This is a genomic window from Pseudoalteromonas sp. JC28 (assembly GCF_013319255.1).
Classification (GTDB): Bacteria; Pseudomonadota; Gammaproteobacteria; order Enterobacterales; family Alteromonadaceae; genus Pseudoalteromonas.
The window spans coordinates 938531-963159 of the sequence record NZ_QOKX01000001.1 but is presented as its reverse complement, the minus strand read 5'-3'; the positions used below and the strand labels follow the sequence as shown (position 1 = coordinate 963159).

The 24629-nt window shown below is 42.8% G+C and carries 17 protein-coding genes; 11 read left to right on the top strand and 6 right to left on the bottom strand.

The genetic code is table 11. From position 1 onward, the window contains the following. The first annotated feature begins 324 nt into the window (after positions 1-324). A complete protein-coding gene (locus DS891_RS04155; protein ID WP_174168937.1) occupies positions 325-2229 on the top strand; it encodes a propionyl-CoA synthetase in 1905 nt (634 codons plus the stop codon). Positions 2230-2804: 575 nt separating this feature from the next. Here the strand turns inward: DS891_RS04155 and sbcB are convergent. Both sbcB and DS891_RS04145 read right to left on the bottom strand, forming a co-directional pair. Further along, complete coding sequence (sbcB, locus tag DS891_RS04150) at positions 2805-4274, bottom strand: exodeoxyribonuclease I (protein ID WP_174168936.1); 1470 nt, start codon at positions 4272-4274, stop codon at positions 2805-2807. Positions 4275-4532: 258 nt separating this feature from the next. After that, positions 4533-5735 (bottom strand): MFS transporter, encoded by a 1203-nt coding sequence (locus DS891_RS04145; protein WP_174168935.1) that lies wholly within the window; start codon positions 5733-5735, stop codon positions 4533-4535. Positions 5736-5842: 107 nt separating this feature from the next. Here DS891_RS04145 and DS891_RS04140 point away from each other — a divergent pair, with 107 nt between their 5' ends. Further along, a complete protein-coding gene (locus DS891_RS04140) occupies positions 5843-6733 on the top strand; it encodes a LysR family transcriptional regulator (protein WP_174168934.1) in 891 nt (296 codons plus the stop codon). A gap of 19 nt (positions 6734-6752) precedes the next feature. Here the strand turns inward: DS891_RS04140 and DS891_RS04135 are convergent, their stop codons facing one another. Beyond that, positions 6753-7184 (bottom strand): MarR family winged helix-turn-helix transcriptional regulator, encoded by a 432-nt coding sequence (locus DS891_RS04135; RefSeq protein ID WP_174168933.1) that lies wholly within the window; start codon positions 7182-7184, stop codon positions 6753-6755. A gap of 188 nt (positions 7185-7372) precedes the next feature. On the opposite strand from DS891_RS04135, the gene DS891_RS04130 reads away from it, so the two are divergent. Further along, positions 7373-7801, top strand: coding sequence for an organic hydroperoxide resistance protein (locus DS891_RS04130; protein ID WP_010604667.1), 429 nt, complete (start codon positions 7373-7375; stop codon positions 7799-7801). Between the two features lie 287 nt (positions 7802-8088). On the opposite strand, the gene DS891_RS04125 is transcribed toward DS891_RS04130, so the two are convergent. From DS891_RS04125 to DS891_RS04115, 3 genes are all read right to left on the bottom strand, one after another. Continuing rightward, positions 8089-8532 (bottom strand): hypothetical protein, encoded by a 444-nt coding sequence (locus DS891_RS04125; RefSeq protein WP_174168932.1) that lies wholly within the window; start codon positions 8530-8532, stop codon positions 8089-8091. A 233-nt stretch (positions 8533-8765) separates the two neighbouring features. Beyond that, positions 8766-10916, bottom strand: a complete 2151-nt coding sequence (locus DS891_RS04120; RefSeq protein ID WP_174168931.1) for an ATP-binding protein — start codon at positions 10914-10916, stop codon at positions 8766-8768. Continuing rightward, a complete protein-coding gene (locus DS891_RS04115; RefSeq protein ID WP_010604670.1) occupies positions 10891-12078 on the bottom strand; it encodes an extracellular solute-binding protein in 1188 nt (395 codons plus the stop codon). The genes DS891_RS04120 and DS891_RS04115 overlap by 26 nt, the downstream gene beginning before the upstream one ends. A 237-nt stretch (positions 12079-12315) precedes the next feature. Here DS891_RS04115 and tmk point away from each other — a divergent pair, with 237 nt between their 5' ends. The 8 genes from tmk to DS891_RS04075 all read left to right on the top strand — a co-directional run bounded on the left by tmk (position 12316) and on the right by DS891_RS04075 (position 24535). Further along, positions 12316-12969, top strand: coding sequence for a dTMP kinase (gene tmk / locus DS891_RS04110; RefSeq protein WP_039497867.1), 654 nt, complete (start codon positions 12316-12318; stop codon positions 12967-12969). Beyond that, positions 12962-13870 carry a DNA polymerase III subunit delta' gene (gene holB / locus DS891_RS04105; RefSeq protein ID WP_174168930.1) on the top strand — a complete coding sequence of 303 codons (909 nt, stop codon included), beginning with the start codon at positions 12962-12964 and terminating at the stop codon, positions 13868-13870. The genes tmk and holB overlap by 8 nt, the downstream gene beginning before the upstream one ends. Positions 13871-13881: 11 nt before the next feature. Continuing rightward, positions 13882-14205, top strand: coding sequence for a PilZ domain-containing protein (locus DS891_RS04100; protein ID WP_010604673.1), 324 nt, complete (start codon positions 13882-13884; stop codon positions 14203-14205). 7 nt (positions 14206-14212) lie between these two features. After that, positions 14213-15007: a TatD family hydrolase gene (locus DS891_RS04095; RefSeq protein WP_174168929.1), complete on the top strand. Its 795-nt coding sequence runs from the start codon at positions 14213-14215 to the stop codon at positions 15005-15007. Beyond that, entirely contained in the window at positions 14991-16829 is a 1839-nt protein-coding gene (locus tag DS891_RS04090; RefSeq protein ID WP_174168928.1) for an alkaline phosphatase D family protein, read from the top strand. Before DS891_RS04095 ends, DS891_RS04090 begins: the two co-directional genes overlap by 17 nt. A gap of 181 nt (positions 16830-17010) precedes the next feature. Further along, the gene (locus DS891_RS04085; RefSeq protein ID WP_217448572.1) at positions 17011-20685 is read left to right on the top strand and encodes an ATP-binding protein; all 3675 of its coding nucleotides are present in this window, start codon (positions 17011-17013) and stop codon (positions 20683-20685) included. Positions 20686-20743: 58 nt separating this feature from the next. Further along, on the top strand, positions 20744-21259 hold the full coding sequence (locus tag DS891_RS04080; protein ID WP_174168927.1) for a YgjV family protein: 516 nt from the start codon (positions 20744-20746) through the stop codon (positions 21257-21259). 291 nt (positions 21260-21550) lie between these two features. Further along, entirely contained in the window at positions 21551-24535 is a 2985-nt protein-coding gene (locus tag DS891_RS04075; protein ID WP_174168926.1) for a TonB-dependent receptor, read from the top strand. Positions 24536-24629 lie beyond the last annotated feature (94 nt).

The following is a 24629-nucleotide window of genomic DNA, read 5'->3' as shown; positions in this document are numbered from 1 at the left end:
ACAGTAACACCTGCAATCGCCTCATTCTGCTTCGTATTAGTACCAGATTAATCAAACATCCACCAACTTTCTTTGTTAAAAAGTAGGGCAATTTATTCGTAGCGAGTAGATGACTCCCAAAGGCACTTTCTTAACTCTAAAAGAAAGTAAGCTTAACTTTGGAAATGTACATTAGCTAAGCTATTGTATCCCCCATACAAACCATAATCGTATCTAACGCCCCCAACCTTGATCTATATCATCCTCGCAAGACTAAAGTCTCATCAAAACTTGGCGATTTTTTATCTATCTTTACTAAGTTCCAGCGAAACTGAGTAACTTAATATGACAACAACAACAAGCTATCAACAGGCATACCACACATTTTCCCAAGACCCAGAGGCGTTTTGGCTTAAAGAAGCGACACGGCTTGATTGGCACACGCCACCAAAAATCGGACATAGCCAAGACCAAGAGGGGTTGAGTCATTGGTTTAGCGATGGTTTGATGAATACCAGTTATGTGGCACTCGACCATCATGTACACCAAGGGAGAGGAGAGCAAACAGCATTAATTTATGACTCGCCGGTGACGAATACCAAACGCAAAATTAGCTATCGCGAGTTGCTCTCTCAAGTGAGCCATTTTGCGGCAGGCTTAAATCAGCTTGATGTGAGCGTAGGGGATAGGGTCGTAATTTATATGCCCATGGTGCCTGAGGCGGTCGTTGCTATGCTTGCTTGCGCGCGCGTGGGTGCTATTCATTCAGTGGTGTTTGGCGGTTTTGCGCCCCATGAGCTTGCGGTGAGAATAGATGATGCTAAACCAAAGCTAGTGATCAGTGCTTCTTGCGGAATTGAAATAGGCCGCACTATTGAATACAAGCCTATTCTGGATGAGGCTTTGTCGCTGGCAAAGCATCAAGTTGAACATTGCATTGTGTTACAGCGTGAAGCATACCAAGCGCAGATGTCATCGCCAAGAGACTTAGACTGGGCGGTGGTGGCAAACACGCCAGAATCCTTTGATGCCGTGCCGTTACCAAGCACGCATCCGCTTTATATTTTGTATACCTCTGGCACCACAGGTACACCCAAAGGTGTAGTGCGAGAGCAGGGCGGTCATGCTGTGGCATTAAACTACAGTATGAAAACCGTTTACGGCATGGCGCCCGGCGAAGTATTTTGGGCAGCATCTGACATTGGTTGGGTTGTGGGACATTCTTATATTGTTTATGGCCCACTGATTTATGGTTGCACTAGCGTATTATACGAAGGTAAACCGATTAAAACCCCAGATCCAGGTGCGTTTTGGCGAGTGGTAGAAGAATACCAAGTGGCTGCACTTTTTAGTGCACCTACGGCATTTCGTGCCATTAAAAAAGAAGATCCGAGCGCTGCGCTCTTGGCTAACTACAACACCAGCAGTCTAAAAGCGCTATTTTTAGCTGGTGAACGACTTGACCCTGCTACCTACGACTGGCTACAGTCCACCACAAAGCTGCCGGTAATTGACCACTGGTGGCAAACCGAAACGGGTTGGGCAATTGCATCTAACCCAGTTGGAATTGAATTGATGCCAACAAAGGCGGGCAGTGCCACTGTTCCCACACCGGGCTATCAAGTCGAGATCCTTGATGTGGACGGCAGTCCTTGCGAGGCCAATCAACAAGGTGTTGTTGCGGTGAAATTACCACTCCCTCCCGGTTGTTTAACCACTATTTGGAATAACACGGCGCGCTTTAAAGGCAGTTACTTATCACAATACCCCGGCTATTACCTCTCTGGCGATGGCGGGTATTTTGATGAAGACGGCTACCTGTTTATTATGGGCCGCACCGATGACGTAATAAACGTAGCCGGGCATAGACTGTCAACCGGTGAAATGGAAGAGATCGTCGCAGGCCACAATGCAATTGCAGAATGCGCTGTGTTTGCCGGTAAAGACGAGCTAAAAGGCCAAGTGCCTATTGCCATGGTGGTACTGAAAGATAGCGTAAACACCACAGAAACGGCCATTGCAGAGGAAATAAGAAGCCTGATCCGCGAAAAAATCGGTGCGATTGCCTGTCTTAAAACCATTAAAGTGGTTGAGCGTTTACCCAAAACCCGTTCAGGTAAAATACTCAGAAAGAACTTACGCCAGCTGGTGGACGGTGAAGACATCATCGTGCCATCTACCATTGACGACCCCACCATTATTGAAGAGTTACAGCTAATGTGGAATACATGCCAACACCATAATAGATGAGAGAATTATACCAATTGGCCTTAATACTTGCTCAATTTGAAGAAGCAAACCTGACGCTAACGGTGTTAAAGCTTTCTTATTTAGAACACTAAATAACCTGAGCTTCGGATAATTAATGCCTTTCTAGCAGCCTGTTTTAGCGCTAACTGCGTTAAATTCACTTCCAATAGCCCAGCTATTGGGCCGTAAATTTGCCTTGCCTACAAGGATGTAGGTACCAGTGCGGTAGCAGGACGCGAGATCGGAGTTATCCCCCAAAACTCTCTGGCTAGGTAAGAAGATAGTTTAAGGTGATTAAAAAAACAGTGAGTCAGTTCATTCCTTATCCAAACCTCAGGTTAAATAGGATTTTTTCCTGATTATCGACAAGATTTTTTCGCCTCAAAATAGGTAGCTTAATTAAGCGAATTGGTATTAATGCAATATAAACTCTTCATTGCTTAGAGGGGTTATTTCAACACAAGCAGAACGAATATTTTGCCAATGCAAATTATATTAGTAAGCCGCACTGCTGTTTATCGACGAAGTCAGCATTTCATATTAGCGCCAAGCGGTGCGGGCTATTACGGCATTAACTACAAACTTTGAGCGTAATGATAAAGCGCTTTTAAGATCTGCATATTGTGCTCATTACCTTCATTCTCTGCGACTAAATTTTCAAGCTCTAGCATAAAATCTTCGGCTGAAATTGAAGGGTTATCTTCATTATGCATCAACTTGTTTTGGCAGTATTTACGCCATTTATCAAGCTCTACAGGTGAGAGCGTCTGCGGCCAGTTTCTTGCTCGATAGCGAAACAGCAACGTGTTAAATTTACTGTCTTCAAAATCCAGTTTAATGGTTGCCAACTCTTCAGGCGATGCATTGCGAATGATTGCAAATTTGGCTTTATCAGCCTTACTGGTGAAACCGTCGTAGAGTTGATAATCTGGATTACTTGGTTTCTCGAATCCCTTTTCATCGCTAAAGACTTCCGCAACCTTATCCCTTAGTTCTGGACGCGCTTTAAGATACTTTAAATTTTCAAGGCATTGCTCGCGGTCAATTCCAAGCCTCGCTGCGTTTTCGGGCAAGAGGGTTTTAGCGGGCGCAACCAACGGGCATTTATTGATATGTACTAGTTTTAATCCAACTGGTAACTCATCATCAGCCAATTCGCTGCGTTTTGTATAAAGCCGTTGTTTGAGCGCCTCAACGTCAAGGTCATTCAATACCTCTGGCGACTGTGTTAAGTCAAAGCAGATCACGGCATTGCTATTGACCGGGTGAAAACTCATCGGCGCAATCCAAGTGGTGCAACCTTGTTGTGCCGGAAACATAGAAGAAACGTGTACCAAAGGCTGCATATTGAAAACGTCGATTAGGCTCGATACCGCTTTTTTATGTCTGTGATTAAAGTAGAACTCATACAGTTTTGGCTGTTTGGTTTTAATCAGTTTAGCCAGCGCGATCGTTGCGGTAACATCACTCAATGCATCGTGCGCGGCGCCGTGCTCAATGCCATTGGCGACGGTTAAGTGTTCCAGTTTAAAACTCGGATTGCCATCTTCTCTGGTCGGCCATTCTATTCCTTCTGGGCGAAGCGCATAACAGGCTCTTACCAGATCTATGATGTCCCAACGGCTATTGCCATTTTGCCATTCACGCTCATAGGGGTCATAAAAGTTACGATAAAGGCTATAACGGGTTAGCTCATCGTCAAACCGAATACTGTTATATCCAGCAACGCAGGTTTGTGGCTTTGCAAATTCAGTGTGGATCCTTGCCATAAACTCAGCCTCGGTCAGGCCTTTTTTTAGTGCTAACTGTGGTGTGATCCCAGTGACTAAACAGGCTTGAGGATGCGGGAGATAATCAGGCGCTGGTTGACAATACTCAATCAGTGGCTCACCAATAATATTGAGGTCCAGATCCGTTCTGATCCCAGCAAATTGGCTTGGCCTGTCTTTTTGCGGCGTCGCACCCCAGCTCTCGTAGTCGTGCCAGAAAATAGTTGGGATGTTCTGGGCATTATTCGGTGTATCTGATTGGTTTGTATTTGTCATAAAGTCAAAAAGTTATTCTACTGTTTTTGTTTGTTTTGGTTAATTATATTTGTCGTGATGGTATGACAACTGTGTATATCATCACGACAAATATGATTAACGATAGGCACGCATTATCGCATAGAGGCGCGCTTAGAGTAAGGCATAACCATGGCGGATTGTCTTATTAAAACAAATCAGAGCGGTAATTGGGGAAGTTACGTCACTTATTGACAATCAAACTGCCCAATTACCTATTGTTCAATCACTAAATCGCGATTAAAAGCGCTTTCTTTGAAAGTTTCTCCACATAGCAACTGTTATAACTATTAATAGAGCTGAAACTACAATCAAGACATTAAAATTAAGTGTGTGGTTTTCGCGGGGCGTGACTAGCAAACTTGCAATAGTGCCACCAGAGGCTATCGCAAAGTGCTGTATCGCATTTTGCAGACTGATAAAGGTACTGCGCTCTTCTGCGTGAAGTGAGGTTATAAGTTCTGTCACTAAGATCATAGAGCGGGTAGCGCTTGCAATCACAAACAGGGTAAAAAGTCCGGCTGCAAAAATAACTGAACTTATCGTAAAACCAAACAAGGCTGCCAATATCATCAAGCCACTAAGAAAGTATATTAAGTATGAGGTTGTGTGATTGTTTAGCTTACTTCGAGCGTATAGCTGAACTGCAACAAACGAACACACACCACTAAATAAGTAGCTCGCGCTTAGCATCGAGCTTGAGATGTTTAAGTTGGTAATTAGCATCACCGGAAATTGAGTTGAAACTGCAAATGTACTTAGCACCACAAAAAATGCGATGAATAGCGCGTATTTAAGAGTTTTGGTCGGGTTAAAGGCGTTGCTTGGCATTGGGTTGCTATCGATGCTTTGCGAAGCTTGCTTTATGTTTAAGAGAAATATAAATGTAAATAATAGCACTGTAATGGCTAAGCCACTTCCCAGTATCATGAACCCCAACTGCCAGCCTTGATTTGCTGTGATAAATAATAGCGCAGGGATCCCAATTGCCAAGGCGAGTGGAAAAGCACTCAACAGTATCGCGGTGTCCTTTTTCTTGTCGTTTTCATGGCTTAGCTGGATCACTAAGTTGAGATTGAGTACTACCAGTGCGCCGCCACCAATACCAGTCAATGCACGTACGAAAAGCAGGGTATAAAAACTCTCGAGTGCTGAAGTAAGCAAGGTTAACAATGTGGTTGCTGACAGAAAAATAAAGACTTTGTATTTCTCCTTTGAAAGGTTGCCTGTACCGCGCACACATAAACAAGTGAAAGCAGCGGCAATTGCATACGCTGAAACGAGTAGTCCCGAATTTGATGGGTTGGTACCTGAGCTTAGCGCCATATCCGCGCTAAAGGGTACAATGATTAATGCATCTAACGCGACTAAAAAGTGGATGACAAAACATAACCCAAATTTTGCTTTTGGGCTTGCTAAGGTGGTCATTGAAGCTGAAAACATAGACATCCTTAATTGATATAAACAAAGAAGCCTTGATTGTATTAGCCTTAATTAGGTAATAAAGTGTCTATTATTGAATTGATAAACCCATATGTTGGGCTAATAAAATGATTGATCAGATTGACCCTCAGTGGCTTAACAGTTTCCACTGTGTTTATGAATGCTTAAGCTTCAAACAAGCGGCAGAGTTTCTGGATATACCAACCTCCAACGTAAGTCGTCATATTGCACTACTTGAAGAAAAGCTTGATGCAAGATTGTTGGAACGAACGACAAGGCGGATCTCAGTGACAGAAGCGGGTGAGCAGCTTTATGTGAGTACAAAGCCGTTAATCGATTCGCTGTCGGATGCGTTGCAAGAAGTAAATAAACATGCCTCTACGCCAATGGGGCATTTGCGTATAGTGATGCCCGACATCCCCATTCTTGGTCAAGCAGTGGTAACCTTTTGCGCTGCACATCCATTAATTTCAATAAGTTGTGATACCAGCCTGAGTCCAAGAGAAAATCTCTTAGATGGCTTTGATGTCGTGCTTTACTTTCATCGTGGCAAGCTTGAGGATAGCAATTGGGTGGTTAAAGAGCTGGCTCGATTACCAAGCGTCGTAGTGGCAGCTCCCAGCTTGCTAGAAAAGCATACTTCGCCGTATAGATTAGCAGATTTACAATCTCTACCTTGTATTTCAACCCTTACCGCAGTAAACGGTACACCTTGGATATTTACTAACAATGAAAGAAGATTAACGACGGTGAATGTTAAATCAAACTTTAGGGTAAACAGTGGGTTTATAGCTAAGTCTGCCGCGCTTTCAGGGGTTGGATTTGCTATCTTGCCACTGAACTCCTGTAAAGCAGAAATTGAGTCAGGCGCGCTGGTACCACTTAAATTAGAGCAGCAGCCGGAAGACCTTATACTTTATGCGTTCTATGCTGGCCGTAAACATCTGGCCAAAAAAATATCAGCGTTTTTGGCACATTTAGAACGCGCGCTACAATGACTATCTTTTGATTTCTACTTTAGGTCAAATCACCATTGATCGAATCTAGTAACTCAATAAGTGCTCGTGCTTTTTGCTCGTCGATACTTGGAAATTTACAGCGGATCTGCTCAGGAATTGTGGCAGCTTGATGTTGCAGATCTTGACCCCTACTTTGTAGTTTTACCACTCGTTTGCGCTTATCTTTTTCGTCTTTAACGATTGAAAGCAGGGCTTTGTCAGTCATTTTCTTTAATATTTGTGTCATAGCACCGCCATCGATGGCGGTTTTCTCTAGTAACTCAGCAATGCTGATTTCATCTTTCTCCCAAAGTGCCATCATCACCACATATTGAGGGTAGGTTAAGTCGAGTTTTTGTAAAGATGCTCGGTAAGCACGGGCAATACCATTGGAAGCCATGTAGAGGCGGTGGCAGATTTGAGCGTCTAGTTTTAATTGTGGGTAGTTCATCACATATTCCTACAAAGTAGCTAAGCTACATTTTAATTTGCACACAAAGTATTTGCAATTCTAAAAAATTGAATCTATTATTTTGCATGCAAAATAAATGTTTAATTGATTTTACTTCATCTAGAGTAAAGCCTCGCTGCGTTAGGGTGTAGGTGAGTACTCTACAAGCACAAACTTAGGAGAACGAAATGAAAGAACTACAAAGTATTGCATATACGGCGAAAGCCACTGCCACAGGTGGCCGAGAAGGTGTGGCAAAGTCTGACGATGGTCGTCTTGATGTTGCGCTTTCGACACCAAAAGGCTTAGGTGGGGATGACGGCCAAGGGACTAATCCGGAGCAATTGTTTGCAGCAGGTTATGCGGCGTGTTTTATTGGCGCATTAAAATTGGTGGCAGGCAAAGCAAAAGTCAAGTTGCCAGAAGACACACATATTAACTCTGAAGTGTCTATAGGGCCAATTGAAGGTGGCTTCGGGATAGCGGTGAAATTGGCGGTATCAGTTGGTGACTTAGACAAAGACACGGCGCAGTCACTCGTTGAAAAAGCTCACGAAGTTTGCCCATATTCAAATGCTACTCGTGGCAACATTGCGGTTGAGCTTTCAGTTATTTAACTAACCTGAGGTTTGGGTAAGGAATGAACTAACTAACTGTTTTTTAATCACCTTAAACTATCTTCTTACCTAGCCAGAAAGTTTTGAGGATAACACCGCTTCCGCGTCCTGCTCTCGCTAAGGTACCTACTTCCTGTAGGCAAGGCGAATTTACGTACCAATAGCTAGCTATTGGAAGTGAATTCAACGCAGTTAGCGTTAAAACTGGCTGCTAGAAAGGCATTAATTATCCGAAGCTCAGGTTAACTCACTTAAGTGAGTTAGAGCCAGCGTATTTTGACGCTGGCTTATATGTTTTCTAAGGAGTCGGTAATTTTAAAGCAATGAATATCGCCACCTGTTCTAAAATCAATTCGTTTAACTTGCTCAACGATTTCCACCGTATTATAGCCATTGAGTAAACCAAACATTGCCGCTTGTTGGCCTGAGCCGATGGCATAAGATTGCGCTAAGGGTTCAGATTTACAGGTGCCCCTTTTTACACAACCATACCATACGCCTTTTTTGGGGTGGTATTTAATGAATTCCAAACTCTCAATCGTATCAAATTGATTATTTGAAAAATTGTGCTGCAAATTGTGTATATCGCATGTCTGGCCGGTGCAAAACACTCTCCAACCATGATAATCAAACCACTTTTGGGCGTTATCGGTAACGATGATCTTATCGGTAGTGGTTCTACTATCACAGGCTATTTCTGATGTTTTAGCGTTATAGACGATGGTTGTCATTCCTTTTGACTCCTATGAAATTACATTCGATGAAACCATGCAACTAGTGCAGGTAAAAATGCTGATGGTATAAAGACTTGAATGCTAATTGAATGTTGCACGAGAAGAAGTTTACCGGAGGTGAATGTCTGCTTTCAGGCTAAGATTATAAGAATTTCACTATGTTACTCAATTGTAACTTAAATGAACTTTATTCAATTATCTGGTCATATAAAATGGGGCGAAATTGACCGTTAACTCAAAATAGTATTTATCACTTCATAAAGCTTTTTCATATCTATCGGTTTTGCTACGCAATTATCAAATCCAAGTTGCTGATAGTTTTCTAAATCTCCCGACATCACGTTGGCTGTAACGGCAATAAGTGGGGTTGTCTTATCTTGTTCTCTGACTTCTGAACATACTTTTAGGCCATCTTTTTTTGGCATCTGAATATCTACAAAAAAGATATCAGGTTTCAATTCGTGATAAAGCTCAATCGCCTCTTCACCATCCTGAGCTATGACAAGATTCGCTTCAGTTGGTTTAATCATGGCGCTAAATATTTTTTGATTAAGTGGATTATCTTCAGCAAGTAGCAGGTTTTTATCCCTCAAAGCGGGTATAGCTTGCAAATCTTGCATGACAGATTGTTCTGGTGCATCGCAGATATCGAGTACGAGTTCAACTGTAAACTCACTGCCAATACCTTCTTTACTTGTCACCGTAACACGGCCGTCCATTAACTCGGCAAGTTGTTTTACAATTGCAAGTCCAAGACCGGTTCCTCCATACTTTCTGGTGGTCGACGAGTCTGCCTGTTGAAATCGATTAAATAACTTCTTTAGCGCGACTTCGGAAATACCGGCGCCCGTATCTATTACACGGATGGAGAGATGTTTACCGCCATCTTGGAGTATAACGGTTACAGAGCCGTCACTGGTAAACTTAACGGCATTGGATATTAAATTCCTTAGTATCTGCTTCAAACGCAGCGAATCACCGAGTCGATAAGGATTTGCAAGCTCCTCAGTATGAATAATAAGGTCAATTTGTTTAGCATTGGCAGTATGGACAAACTCTTGTTTTACTTCACTGACAATACTTCTGACATCCACCGTCGCTGATTCCATTTTAAGTTCACCAGCTTCAATTTTAGAGAAATCAAGTAAGTCATTGAGTAAGCTAAGTAATGTTTCTGTGGACGTCATGCCCTGTGCAATAAGCTCTTTGGAATCTGCTGCATTTCTATGGTGCTTCATTAATTGGAATACACCATAAATACCGTTAAGTGGCGTCCTTAATTCATGGCTCATATTTGCCAAAAAGTGACTTTTTGCCCGCTCTGAACTTTGTGCCTTCACTTTTTCACTTTCAAGAGAACCTATCTGCTCCTTAATTTGTTTCGCAAGTTGGTTGAGGGTCACTTGGAGCGTTCTTAGCTCTCTAAATTCAAAATCGCTTGTTGCAGAAACATAATGTCCCTGTTTAAGTCGTTCGCAATGACGCTCAAGTGCGCGCATCGGATTGGTCAAGCGTTTTGCTAATCGGCGTAAATACCAGGTGAGTAATACCACTAGCATCAAGCCGATAAGTACAATGTATAACACCGCGCTTAAAATATCGTTACTGTATACTTCCGCTTCTCGTTGTAGCTGTAAATCAAGTTCAACAAAATCGTCTTTTTGTGAATAAATAGGACTGTGATATACACCTTCAGTGGCATCTGAGGGATGTGTTCCCGCAAGCACAAGGTCTTGACTGGTGATCCAGATAGAGCCTTTTTCCTGATTGGAACCTAAAAATGGTTCAAGATCGACTTCGAGGAATAGTACACCCGTATATTTATAAGGACGCATTAACGACGATAATTTTTGTCTAAGGGGAATGGCGAGAAACAATTTGGCCTGATCAGACGGTTTTTTTTCAATGCTTTCAACTGGGACAACTAGTTTGTCGATTTTTAATGTGCGTCGCTGTTGCGCGAGGACCTTGTGAGCATGCTCGCTAAATACAGAATTGTTCCAACGTAGGGTATTAAAAGGATATCCCTCTACGGTAAACACGGAGCCATCGTTGATAAACGCAGATTTTACCATGTCGGTATTGTCGACTAAGTTAGTTAGCGCCTTAACCGCGTATTGAGTAAACAGTAGATCGCTCGGTAAGGTAGATAAAATATGGTCTTCACTTAATGGTGCAACTTGATAGATAAGCTCATTGATTTGCGCTTTAAAATCGCTGATAAGACTTGCGCCAGTGCGTTTAACGTCTTCTTGCTCTAGGGTTGCTTTTTGTTGCATTAAGGAAAAGCCAACCATCGCAACCAGTACAACCAGGAAGAGAGAGAATAATGCCGTAATTTTTCTTTTTATTTCATCAACGATGCTGCGATTTGCTTTCATTCTGTCCCGACTTTGTGACGATAAATTGCATATATTGCGTCGTTTCTTCGACACTATACACACCACCTAAATAGCGTGTTAGCCCCTTTAACATGGCTTCCCAAATATAGGCCATAATAGGTTCATTCGGTTGTGGATAGGTTTCATGCAGAGATGCGATCAGTTGAGACAGTGCTTTGTCGTCGCGTTTTATAAGTTCAGCTAAGCTGTCACCGTTTGCAGGCAGCGCATTGAGCTCATCCCATAGTTTATCTTGTACCTTCTGGCTTTGCATAAAGTCAACAAGCTGCTTTAGATGCGGACTTTTTTTAGATTCTATGCCATTGGCAGGAAAAGCCAGTACATGAGACGATGCGAGAGACATCAGCTGATAATTACCCCATCTCGGTAAAGGTGCGATGGCTAGGTCGTCTTTAAGCTTGTCTTTAAGTTGACGATATGCCCAAATTCCATTCACAAAATAATCGAGCTTGCCGGTCTTAAAACGATTCATTAAGCATTGGTAAACACAATCAGCGTCTATGATGCCGCTGTTGAGAAGTGATTGATAATTGGAAATTGCGAGGCGCATCGCTTTGGTGTCAAGCTGTGGCACGCCTGCCTGAATGAGATTAGGCTGAAGGGCGTTCGCAAACGTCACAAACCAATACATTTCATAAAAATTCCAGCCGAGTGTAGGTTTGTCTGCAACAGTTTGTTGTGCGTAGGTTTGTAAGTCGGTAATAGGGTGTGGCACAAGTGCACGGTTGTAATAGAGTACAAGATGGTTGCCATACATAATTGGTACGCCCTTAAGCTCACCATTGACCTTACTATTCTCAATGACTTTTTGTGTGAGCTTTTTGCTTAACCAAGACTCTGGCACCTGAGAAAATTGCAGTTCTGACAACCCCATATAATCGCTGGGAATAATCACGGCATCCGGTAACTGTAGGGCATCTGCATACAACAATAACTCGCTTTTCAACTGATTGTTGTTAAAAGCAAGAATATTAACTTTAATACCCGTTTTTGCACTAAACTCTTCAAATAATGGCTGAAAATCAAAGTTTTCAAGTCCTACCGCGACATCTATCTCTGGCGGTTCACTTGCACGGGCATTTACTGGGTTATAAACCAAAAGAAGTAACATGAACACCAAATAGAGCATTTTACGCGGCATATCAATACGCTTCCTTTACGGGCCTAAAAGGCATGTTAATGTTGCTCAGCATTGGGCGTTTCTTATATAAAATTAATCGGATGTGCTTGTTATTGTAGACCAAATTTTTATGTTTTAAATTATTTTCAGAATGACAAATTCAATTTATTAGACAATTCAATTCTATTTCAGTCGTGAATAATTCACTAAAACACGATAAAATAACAGCCAAATAAGAATGATGAGTACGTCCTTGCTATGAAAAAAGGGTTTATGCTGGTCTGCGATGGCAGCAATGGCGCTGGAAAAACAACGGTTATTACCGGATTGGAAGCGCATTTAAAACAACGCGGTATTGAAGTTGTGATGACTCGTGAACCCGGTGGAACAGAGATCTCAGAGAAGATAAGAGAAATCATTCTAGATCCCTCAACCCCCGAAATGGCAGACATGACGGAGCTTATGTTGTTTGGGGCTGCGCGTGCTCAGCACGTTCGTGAAAAAATTATGCCAGCACTTGAGCAAGGCAAAGTCGTTATTTCTGATCGATTTGACGCTGCAACATTTAGTTTTCAACATTATGCAAGAGGGCTAGATCTTGCCACCATCACAACCATTAATCAGCTTGCGCTCGGCGGCTTTCGTCCAGACATGAATTTGATTTTGGACTTGGATCCTGAAGAGGGCTTAAAGCGAGTCAAATCGCGAGGTGAGGGGCTAGATAGACTCGAGGATGAAAAGCAACAATTTTTGCAGCGCGCACGTGAGGGTTATCTCGTTCAAGCGAAAAATGACCCTGAACGATTTACTGTGATTGATGCCAGTCAAAGTAAAGCACAAGTACTTGAGCAAAGTATTGAACTGCTTGATAGCTTGATAGCCACACACCTTACAGTGGATGGCAATGAATAATTTGCTTCCAAGTTGGCACAGCAGCGCTCTAAGTTATCTTGCTCGAGCACAGCAAAACGGTCGTTTGCACCATGCTCAGCTGTTATCGGGTAAAAAAGGCGTGGGAAAGTCTCTGCTTGCGGCGCACTTGGCAGATGCACTGTTATGCTTACACCCACAAAATCTCACTGCCTGTGGGCAATGTAAGCCGTGTAACTTGAACTTAGCTGGTAATCACCCAGATAGACTGAGTGTCGTGCCTGAGGGAAAATCAATCGGGGTGGATGAAATTCGAGAGATCACGCATTTCTTGAACCATTCAGCGCAGCAAGGTGGCAATAAAGTCGCGTTGATTGAGCACGCGCATTTGATGACCCATTCAGCCGCAAATGCGCTGTTAAAAACACTTGAGGAGCCAAATGCTAATCGTTATTTGGTCGTAACCAGCGATGATGACAGTAAGTTACCTGCCACCATTTTGAGCCGTTGTAATAAAGTGGCGATCCACTCGCCCAATCAAGCAGAGGCCGCGCAGTGGCTGGCTGCTAAAAATGTCGCTTGTGATTTCCCTTGGTTTGATGAATTTTCTCTACAGCCATTTATAATCGAAGCGTGGCAACAAGAAGGTGCACTTGACGATGTGACTGCGCTTTATCACGCGGCGAATCAATTAACAGTAGAGAGTGCACAAACGGTTGAAAAAATTCTGTTAAAGCACAGCGCAATGAGTGATGTATTTGCCCGTTTTTTGCTCAACCGTTTAAAAGGGGCGATGACACAAGGGAATGGTTTGAGTTTTAACCAGTATCAAGACTTAGTGAGCTTAGTACATCGGTTTATGTACGAACAGAAAAATGTGTTAGGGTTAAATCAAAACCTTAGCATTTCTAATTTACTTTTTGCCTTACAAAAACAGCTATAAAGAGGTGGCGCATGCAAGAGTTACTTGCGGATTTTGAAGATTTAGATGAGCTATATCGTTGTTATATGCCATTTCTGAAATCCGGTGGCATATTTATCAAGTCCAATGCCCATTTTGATATGGGGCAAGAATTAAAGCTCAGAGTCACCTTGCCTGACGCTCTAGAGGCGGACGAAGTCAACGCTGTGGTTGCTTGGTTAACACCGCAAGGTGCACAAAATTCTAATCCTTCGGGTGTTGGTGTTGCGTTTGTAGACGCACCAGCTCTGAACGATAAAATAAATAAGCTTTTGGGTGCGACTTTGCATTCAGATAAACCAACTTACACCATGTAGAGCCAGTATGATTGTAGACTCTCACTGTCATTTAGATAGACTCGATTTTGAAAAGTTAGGCCTAAGCCTTGAAGAAGTACTCAGCAACGCGAGACAAAAACAAGTAGAACACTTTTTATGCGTTAGCGTGACGCTAGACCAATTTCCATCCATGTTAGAAAAAATAGCTCATTTTGATGATGTTTCTGCATCTTGTGGGGTACATCCACTAGATCAAAAAGATAAATTGGATGTTGAAAGGCTAATACAACTGGCGAGTAATGATAAAGTCGTTGCTATTGGTGAAACTGGATTAGATTATTATTATTCAAAAGATACGCATCAGGTACAGCAAGAAAGCTTTGCTGGACACATAGATGTGGCTAATCAGCTACAAAAACCACTGATCATTCATACTCGCGATGCAAAAGCGGACACGATAGACATCATGCGTGCCCACAATGCGCAAAATTGCGGTGGCGTGTTGCACTGTTTCACTGAAGATTGGCCGATGGCAAAACAGGCACTAGACCTTGGTTTTTACATTTCAATCTCAGGTATTGTGACGTTTAAAAATGCGACGGCGCTTCAGGAAGTCGTTAAGCAAATCCCTATGGACCGATTGCTGATTGAAACCGACTCACCTTATCTTGCACCGGTACCGCATCGTGGTAAAACTAACCAGCCTGCTTATGTACAAGACGTTGCATATTATATTGCTGACTTAAAAGGAGTGAGCTACAAAACGCTTGCAGAGCAAACCACGAATAACTTTTACTCTTTATTTAATTTGGTGAAACGCCAAGATGGTAGCACAACTTAATCAGCTACCTCAGGTGTTGATGGGCCCGCTGGTTCGCCGAGCTGAGCAGAATAAAATTTGTATTCAGGTTGTTACTTGTGAAGCCGTGGACATTTCGGCTTCGCTGTTGGCCCATCAAAGTCGATGTGAGGTTGAGACGTTTCAGCTCGGTGCAGCCTGCTTTTTGCATTTTTTGATGATATGCAGCGAGAAGGCTCTGCCAACAGCGCAGCTGCTCGAGTATCAAGTGCTTATTAACGGTGCCGCGTATAAGCCAGATTATCTGCGTTATGGAGAAGAGCTTAGCTTTGCGATACCTGCTTTGCTCAAGCAAATATTACATGGCTCATGCCGTAACCCGCATCACCACGCAAAAGACAGTCTACATACTGCAGATCAGTGGCAAGAGCAGCAACGCGAACTCGGTGAGCTAGGCGCTGACTTGTGTATTTTTTCTGGCGATCAGATCTATGCAGATGATGTTGCCGGCGCCATGTTGTTGGCTATTCACCAACTTATAGCGCGATTGGGTTTGTTTAAAGAAACGAAATTGCCAATGCACCTACCAGCTGATCAACAAGCTCAGCTTTACCATCGTCACTTATATTTACCAAAGACGCCATGGCAGGAGCGCTCAAAGTTTTCACCCGGCTATTGGTTTCGAAAGGATGAACCGCACTTTTCTAGTGTTAAGGCCTTTAATCACCTAATTTTCTTCGAAGAGTTTGTCGCCTGTTACCTGTTAAACTTCTCTCATCTTGCTTGGCAGTTAGTTAACTTTGATGCGCTTCATTATGATGGTGGTAACGACAAAGTTAGGCGAATATTTGAGTCCGAACTTGACGCCTTAAAAGGCTTTGTTGAAACGTTGCCTAGCGCTGAGCGGTTGTGTGCGAACGTGCCTGTACTAATGATGTTTGACGACCATGATGTGACCGATGATTGGAACTTGACGGCTAAATGGGAACAGGCAATTGCGAACCATAAAGTGAGTCGACGCATTATCAGTAATGGCATCATTAGCTATTGGCTGTTTCAAGGCATTGGTAATGATGCGTTTGAGTATAGCGGGGCGCTGACATCAGCTTTTAATTCAAGCCTGATTGACAGCGAATGGCACTTTTCGGCGTTTGACAAACAAGTTCGTCGATTCACACACTGGCATTATTGTTTAGATACGTTTCCAAAAGTGGTGGTGCTAGATACTCGTACACATCGGTGGCGTAATGAACAGGATTTCAATGAACCAAGTGGTTTACTCGACTGGGAAATGTTGATGGAGCTGCAAGACACGCTTATTGACCACAGTGCAGTATTGATGGTCAGTCCTGCGCCAGTATTTGGGGTAAAGGCAATCGAAACCATACAAGCCATATTTAACACCTGTGGTGAACCGTTGGTGGTGGATGTGGAAAATTGGATGGCACATGAAGGGGCTGCGAAAAAGCTAATTGAAATTTTTAAGCGTCCAGATACACCTAAAGAAACCATTATACTCTCCGGCGATGTACATTATTCGTTTTGCTTTTCGGTTCAGGCTCGTTTTGGTCGTCATGATAACCGCATTTGGCAGCTAACCGCATCAGGGATAAAAAACGAATTTCCAAAGCCGCTTATCAATATTTTAGATAAGATGGACACGATTTTGTATGCCAAATATAGTCCTCTGAATCTCTTTACGAAACGCTGGCAGCTATCGGTAAGTAAGCATCCTTCATCGCTAAAAAAACATGGCTATTTGGTGTCAGACTCTGCGATTAGTTTAGTAACGCTTGAAAACGGCTTGCTAGAGAAGTATGAGCTACTGCACGGCACGGGGATCCACAGTCATTTTGAGTTATAAGCCTTGGTAATAGATTTTAGAATTGAATAAACCTATTTTAGCTATTTGTAGCTTAGCTTGGCTGTACGAGTGAGCTTGCGTGATGCGCTAAACCCATCAAAAAATACATGCTCTTTTTCGCTTTTGCTATAGTTAATATAACGCGGGCTAACATCTCGACTATATGACTCTACTCAAGCGCATGTCTCTGTTCGTTGTACCATACAGCACACTGAAATGGTTTTGTGTGTTGCTGCTGTTGTTATTACCGAGTTTTCCTTGTGCCGCCAGTTTTCCCGAATTTAGCGATACGGCGCAGGTTATGCGACGCTATGACTATAATTCAGGCCTCAGTCAGGTCACTATCACGGCCATTACGCAAGATCAACTCGGGTACATTTGGGTTGGCACACAGTCCGGTCTAAATCGTTTTGATGGTCATGATTTTGTTCAATTTGAAGTAAAGCAGAACTCCAAACATCATCTCTCCGGTGGCTTTATTACCTCACTATGCCACAGTGGCAAATATATCTGGGTTGGAACAAGTACTGGGCTTAGCATTTACGATACTGAAGCGGGGACCTTTCGCTCTATTTTAGCGGCGCAGAATGAGGCGGTTAGCTCAGATAGAGTGAAAAAAGTGGCCTGTTATGGTGAATCAGTGACAGTATCAACAGAAGAGGGCGATGCTTACCGAGTTAACTACCAAACCTTAATGCCTGAAAAACTTTATTTAACTGGTAAATTTGTTCGTGAAGTCCAAGAAACAAGGGATGCATTTGTTTACCTCAATGCAGATGGCCTAGTCAGTCAGCCAAAAGACAAAGTAGGTGCGAACGTTCTGTTGGAAGGTGAGTTTAAAACACTGTCGCTTTCCCACGGAAGGATATTCGTGGTTGACGCGGATGATAAAATCATTAGTTTCGACACTCAGTTCAATAAAGTGCAATGGCAAAAGTCGGTCAGTGCGAAAGTAAACCTCAGCATTCACCAAATTAAAGTAAGGGCGAATGAGATACTCGTTGCTTCCAATACAGGAGTGTTTATTTTAGATCTGCAAGGTAGTATCAAGCGGCATTGGTATCGCCGTGCAGAACAATATGATGGTCTACAAGATAACAATGTACTTAGTGTTCAACGAGATAGAAACGGCGATTTATGGATAGGGACGGAGTCACAGGGGCTGCACTTTTTTAGTCAGCTGAGCGAATCGTTTGGTCACGTTGGTGAACAAAACTTTCCGCATGCTCCTTTGGGGCATCCTGATGTTAGAAATTTCGCACTAGACAGTAGCGAGCGTTTTTGGATAGGTACGTCATCGGGTTTATATATTTATCAAAAATCGAGCTTTATCGAAGCACATCGAATTTTCCCGAGTTTGTCTGCAATCAAAGGAAGCTTTATCACGCAAGTAAAGATCTATGATGATACCTTGTGGGTAACAACAAGAGGTGATGGCGTTGTTAGGTATGCTTTAACCCAAGGGGAATACAGTCATTTGATGCCTAACTCGAATAATGGTCCTGAGCTTAGCTTTAATGATGTTATCGAATACCAATCACAGATTTTGGTAAGTTCCAGGACGCTAGGCCTAATGAGATACGACGTGGAGTCTAAAACCCTAGTGCAGTTTTTCGAAAATCGTTCAGATGCACCTTCACATGTATCTTCATTTAAAGTTGTTGGGCAAGATTTATGGTTTGGCACTATAGGTGAGGGGTTGTTCAAGTTTAGTAAAGGCCAGCTCCATAATCTGACTACGCAGGATGGCTTAAAGTCGAATTTAGTTTTTATGATAGATGAAGACCCGTGGCAACGTATCTGGGTTGCAAGTGAAGCGGGCATTAGTTTAGTTGATAAGCAAATGAAAGTTGTCCGAACCATAGGAGAGCAAGAAGGACTAGGAAACCAAGCCGTGTGGGGGCTGGTTTATGATGACTATGAATATATGTGGCTTGGCACCAGTGGTGGACTGTCGCGCATTAATGTAATGGATTTTGCCATTGATAATTTTCTTCCAATTGACGGCGTACAAGCGCACGAATTCAACTACAATGCCGCATGGAAAGCCCCTGACGGCCGAATTTTTATGGGTGGAGCCAAAGGATTTAATCAGTTCTTCCCCCAGAATGTATCAATTTCAAATACCGCGCGGCCTATTTTAGTTTCCACAATCGAATTACTGGGCGAGCCTTTACAGCCAAGTCTTGATGGGATCCTCTCTGTTGCGCCAGAGCTTGCGGGCTCATTACGATTACGCTATGACCAAAATATCATATCGTTGCAATATTCAAGTCTAGACTTTGGCTCTGAGAAGCTGAGCTTTTATTACCGTATTAAAGGACTAAGCGACAAGTGGCTGAAACTTGCAAATGGAGCAAGGCAAATAAATTTACTCCAGCTTGAGCCTGGCACCTATCGAGTAGAAACCTATACCGTTAATCGCTTTAATATGCAGTCGCCCGTTCACGAGTTTAGCATTTATATCGCTGCACCAATTTGGTGGAACGCTTACTCGAAGACCCTTTATACCCTAGTCATTGTGCTTATCATTGCAGCATTTGTTCGAGCGAGACAACGGCGTTATCAGCGAGTGCTGCGGGATAATCAGAAAATGTCAGCGTTACAAGAGCGGTTAGAGTTGTCATTGTGGGCAAGTGGTGATGAACTTTGGGATTGGCATGTTGAGTCGGGTAAAATTTATCGTTACAGCGTAAATCCAAGGATCGATTTTAGTGATCTCCAAGATAAACTCATCCTCGATGAACTTGACCAGTTTGTACACCCTAAAGATTGTGTGTTACTTGAGGAGCGCCTGCAATCTTGTGTGGACGGCCGTGAAGACGTATATGAATTGTCTATTCGAGTTAAAGATCAACAGGGAGAGTGGATCTGGGTATTAGATAGAGGAAAGGTAGTTGCACGAGATGATAATGGTAGAGCAACGCGGATAGCGGGGGCACTGAAAGATATTGCTGATTTGAAAGCACATCAACAAGCCTTGCAGTCGTTAAACGAGCAACTTGAGATAAAAGTTGCGATGCGCACCGATGAGCTATATAAAAAGAATCAAAAACTTGAGCAAGCAATGTTTGAGTTAAAGCAAACGCAAGAAGACTTGATTGAAAGTGAAAAAATGGCTTCTTTAGGTGTTGTGGTTGCGGGGGTTGCGCATGAGATCAATACACCTTTGGGTATTGCTATCACAGCGCTTTCTCATAACGAAGATTGTTTATCTGAGTTGGTAGAAAAGCTTGAGAATAAAACCCTTAAGCAAAAAGATTTGGTTTCCTCCATCGATGCACAGCAAGAAGGCTATCTGCTGATCAGTCGCAATCTGCAAAGAGCAGAAAGCCTTATTAGTAACTTTAAGCAAGTTGCAGTAGATCAATCCAGTGAGACGGAGCGTGATATTAACCTGCTTGAATATATCAATGATGTATTCGATTCACTCAAACCATTGGCTAAAAATAAAGAAGTATATTTGTCTATAGATGGGAATGCTGATGTAAATCTCTCCACCTATCCAGGCGCGGTTTATCAAATAATGGCAAACCTATTTAACAATTCCGTTATCCATGGTTTTGAGGGGAGTGCCTCTGGCACAGTCAGCGTGTTAGTCGAGGCGACAGATAGCCACTGGACTATTGTATACCGCGATAATGGTGTCGGCATGGACGAAGCAATGCAAAAGACCTTGTTTGAGCCATTTGTAACCACAAAACGTAATCAAGGCGGATGCGGATTAGGCATGCATATTGTTTATAATTTGGTTACGCAACTTTTAAAAGGCGAGATCCGCTGTAAAACGGCGAAATTACAAGGTGTCGAAATTACGATAAAAGTACCGTTTAGGAAAATAGCGGTCGAAAATTAACTTAGGTGAATTACAGCAAGCTAACTGCCTGTGACAATGCTTCTTTTAGGAGTTTGTCATGTTCTTATTATCTCAAGTTTTGGTTACCCTTGCTGTTTTACTCGATCTCGCCTCATTTCAATTTATGAAACGCCAGCAGGTGTTATTGGCACTAAGCTTGTCGACTGCACTCACTGCAATTCACTTCTATCTACTTGATGCTATGGCTGGTGCTTTGCTTATGGCGGTTGCTAGCCTCAGATATCTGGTGTTTATCAAGTCGCAGTCAAAGCGCTTGCTTATCGGGTTTCTACTACTCAATACAGTGCCACCTTTAGTACAATTAAATGCAAATTACGAACTTTATGCTGTTATTGGTAGTATTTTATTGACATTTGGTGCATTTATTCGCAAGCAAGTGGTATTTCGGTGTGTGATGATGTTAGGTACGGTGTGTTGGCTGATACATAATTGTTATATCGGCTCTCCCATGGCGATTGTGTTAGAAAGTACTTTTTTGGTGAGTAATTTGATTGGGTTATGGCGAATTTATATGAAGCGTAAAGCGAGTAAGTTAAAGGCTGGGTTGAAGTAGATTCAATTTTACTGGAATGGGCACTAATAAAATAGGTTGAGTTTTAAATGTGTTATATTTCAGTTGGTTAAGTTATTTTCTATCTACTTTTTCAGATAATAACGCTGAGTACAAGTGGTATAGGAAACAGACTGAAATAAAAGTTATATAAATAATCTTTATCTAAATCATAGTGTTATCACTTTTATCAATATTAATTGCATAATTAATATTGTATACAATATATCAATTGTGTATTGTTTGTTCGTTACCAAAAAACACTCAAATCAATGGGAACAAAAGGACAACAATATGCGTAATAACAAAAAAACAGCGCAAACACTGTGTAAATCACTCACTGCATCAGCACTTGCTCTAGCATTGGGGACTTCTACTGCATTTGCTGCAGATGGCAATAGTACTGTGAAAGGGAGCATCGTAAATGGTCAAGGTACTGAGTTATCTCAGGCTCAATTGACCTTTACACACAAATCCAAGGGGCTGAAGTTTGCTGTACAAACTAATGGCAAGGGCGAATACATTTTGCGTAATCTGCCTGTTGGCCGTTACAGCGTGTCAATTAATAAAGCTGGATTCGAATCCGTTATTGAAGAGGATGTCGAGCTTAATATTGGACAGGCGCTAATCTTAGACGCTCAATTATTACAACAAGGGCAGGACATAGAACGGATAGCGGTGACTGGCACGGCGATTCGACGTGTGGATATGGCCTCTTCAACTGCCGGAGTAACGTTTACAGACGCCGAGCTTAAAGTCATGCCAGTAAATACCGGCTTTGAAAGTATAGCGTTATTGGCACCGGGTACAGCTGAGCCTGGTGGTGATTCATTTAATAGAGCCTCAAGTTTCGGTGGGTCCTCATCGGCTGAGAATGGCTACTATTTTAATGGTCTAAATGTCACGAGTATTCAAACTGGTTTAGGCTCAATTCGTTTGCCTTGGGAAGCTATCTCACAAACTCAAATCAAAACGGGGGGAATTAGTCCTGAATTTGGTGGCGCACTAGGTGGCATCGTTAACGCAATTTCTAAATCTGGGGATAACGAATTTAACTTAGGGGCAGAAGTGAGAATAGACCCTGCTTCAACCCATAGTTATCACGACTCAAACTACCTAGATAATGGCACAGTGAATCTTAATACTGAGCAAGAATACGACTCTTTTAAAGAGCTACAAGTTTGGGCAAGTGGTGCACTAATAGAGGACAGCTTATTTTACTATGGTTTGTATGCACCTCGACGGGAGGTTAATCGTTGGGCTGGGCAAACGACCTTCAATGACAGAAAACGAGATGAAGATCGCTGGTTTGCAAAAGTTGATTGGTTCATCAATGAAGACCATTCCATCGGTTTTTCCGCCATGAATAACAAAAGAGAATGGACACGGCAAACCTATGCCTATGACTGGGAAAGCGATGTGATTGGTGATAAACAAGGGGTTGCGGCTCCTGGTGAAGATGGCGGCAAGGTTTACAGTGTCAATTATAGTGGTTACTTTTCTGACTTTTTCTCGGTGTCGGCTGTGGTGGGCCGAGTGACCGAAAACGTTGAAAATATTGTCGCATCAACAGTGCCGGGTGTTTGGGATGAAAGAGAGGGATTCGTTACTTTATCAAGTCATACAGCCAGCAGTGTTTCTGAGCAAGAGTTTATCCGTGATCAAGCGAGAGTCGACTTTAATATCGATTTGGATTACCACTCCATTTTGTTCGGTGTTGATTATACTAAAGTTACGGTAGATCACTTTGAAGGTCAAAATGGCCTTGGAGACGCAGAAGGCTGGTGGACAATCAAAACCGCTGGTGAAGGGAGCATTTCTGGTGCTGCGCTCGGTCAGGATTATATCGAACGTCGAATAAGAACAAGGACGGTTGATTCTGAGGTTAACTCGCTTGCTTTCTACGTCAATGATTCTTGGCAAGTCACCGACCAACTCGTGTTAAATCTGGGCCTGCGTTATAGTCAGTTTGAAAATACCGTTACTGACGGTAGAGCGTTTGTAGATATGGATAACCAACTTGCGCCTAGATTTCAAGCGATTTATGACCTAAACGGTGATGGCGAATCCAAAGTTTTCTTTACTTACGGGCGGTACTTTCAACCTGTTTCTGCCAACATGAACATCACTCAAGGCTCGGCTTCAGTAGAGTGGTTTGAGTATTTCGACCTCGATCAAGTAGACAGTGATGGCTATCCTGTTTTATTAAGTGATGGCTCGCCAAGTCGAGGGGAAATGCTTCGAGATAGACGCTGGCGTCAACGCGGAATTACAGAGCCCGGTTTGATTGCTTCGTCCACCCTTAAGCCGATGTATTCTGATGAATTGACTTTAGGATATCAGACCACCGTTTTTGACGATATGGCATTTGGGGTTAGAGCGATTTATCGAGACCTTGGACGCAGTGTTGAAGATACGGATGTTGGTCCTGTGCTTGCGAAGAAATTGGCCGAACTCGGTATCCAAGACAATGTCGGTCAGGGTTCTTACTATGTGCTAAATAACCCGGGTGAAGCGATCACCATGAGTTATGACTTCGATGGCGATGGCCAAGTCGATGAAGTGACACTCAGTGCGCAAGAGCTTGCCCTGCAACAAGCAGTACGTAAATATCTTGCACTTGAATTTACCTTAGAAGGAAATATTACCGACAAGTTACGGATTAATTCTTCTTATACTTGGTCACACAGCTATGGTAATACAGAAGGTTTAGTGAAAACCGATAACGATCAGGCAGATCCAGGTTGGACAACTTCTTATGATTACGCGGATCTGATGGATCACGGCTATGGTAATTTACCGAATGACCATCGCCATTCAATAAAAGTATCAGGTTCTTACGATATCACAGATGAGTTAACTTTGGGTCTGGTTGCAAGAACGTCGTCAGGTCGCCCGACTAACTATTTCTCTAAGCACCCAGTCGGTATAGATAGCTGTACCGCAGGAAGCCCTTGGGATGCATGCGTAAGTAAAGATTATGGCCATGTTTCGCATTACGACGAAAATGGCAACCCAGCCCCTCGCGGTAGTGTAGGTAATCTTCCTTGGGCAACCACGATAGACTTATCACTCAGTTACTCTACAGATATTATGGGACATGACTTGTTACTCAAGGGCACCGTTTATAACCTACTAAACAGTGATAAAGCGCTTGGGATCAATGAACAGCGATCTTTAGATGGTGCAAATGGCTTAATCGTTAACCCTGACTACGGCATTACAACGTTACGACAAACTGAGCGTTACGCGTCGTTAGTTGCAAGGTTTACGTTTTAATTTCCCTGGTGATAGCCAAGACTGGGTGCTATGCACCTAGTTCTTGGTTTAAGCCAAAAAAACGTTTGGCTTATTTCATGTCACGGAGAGTATG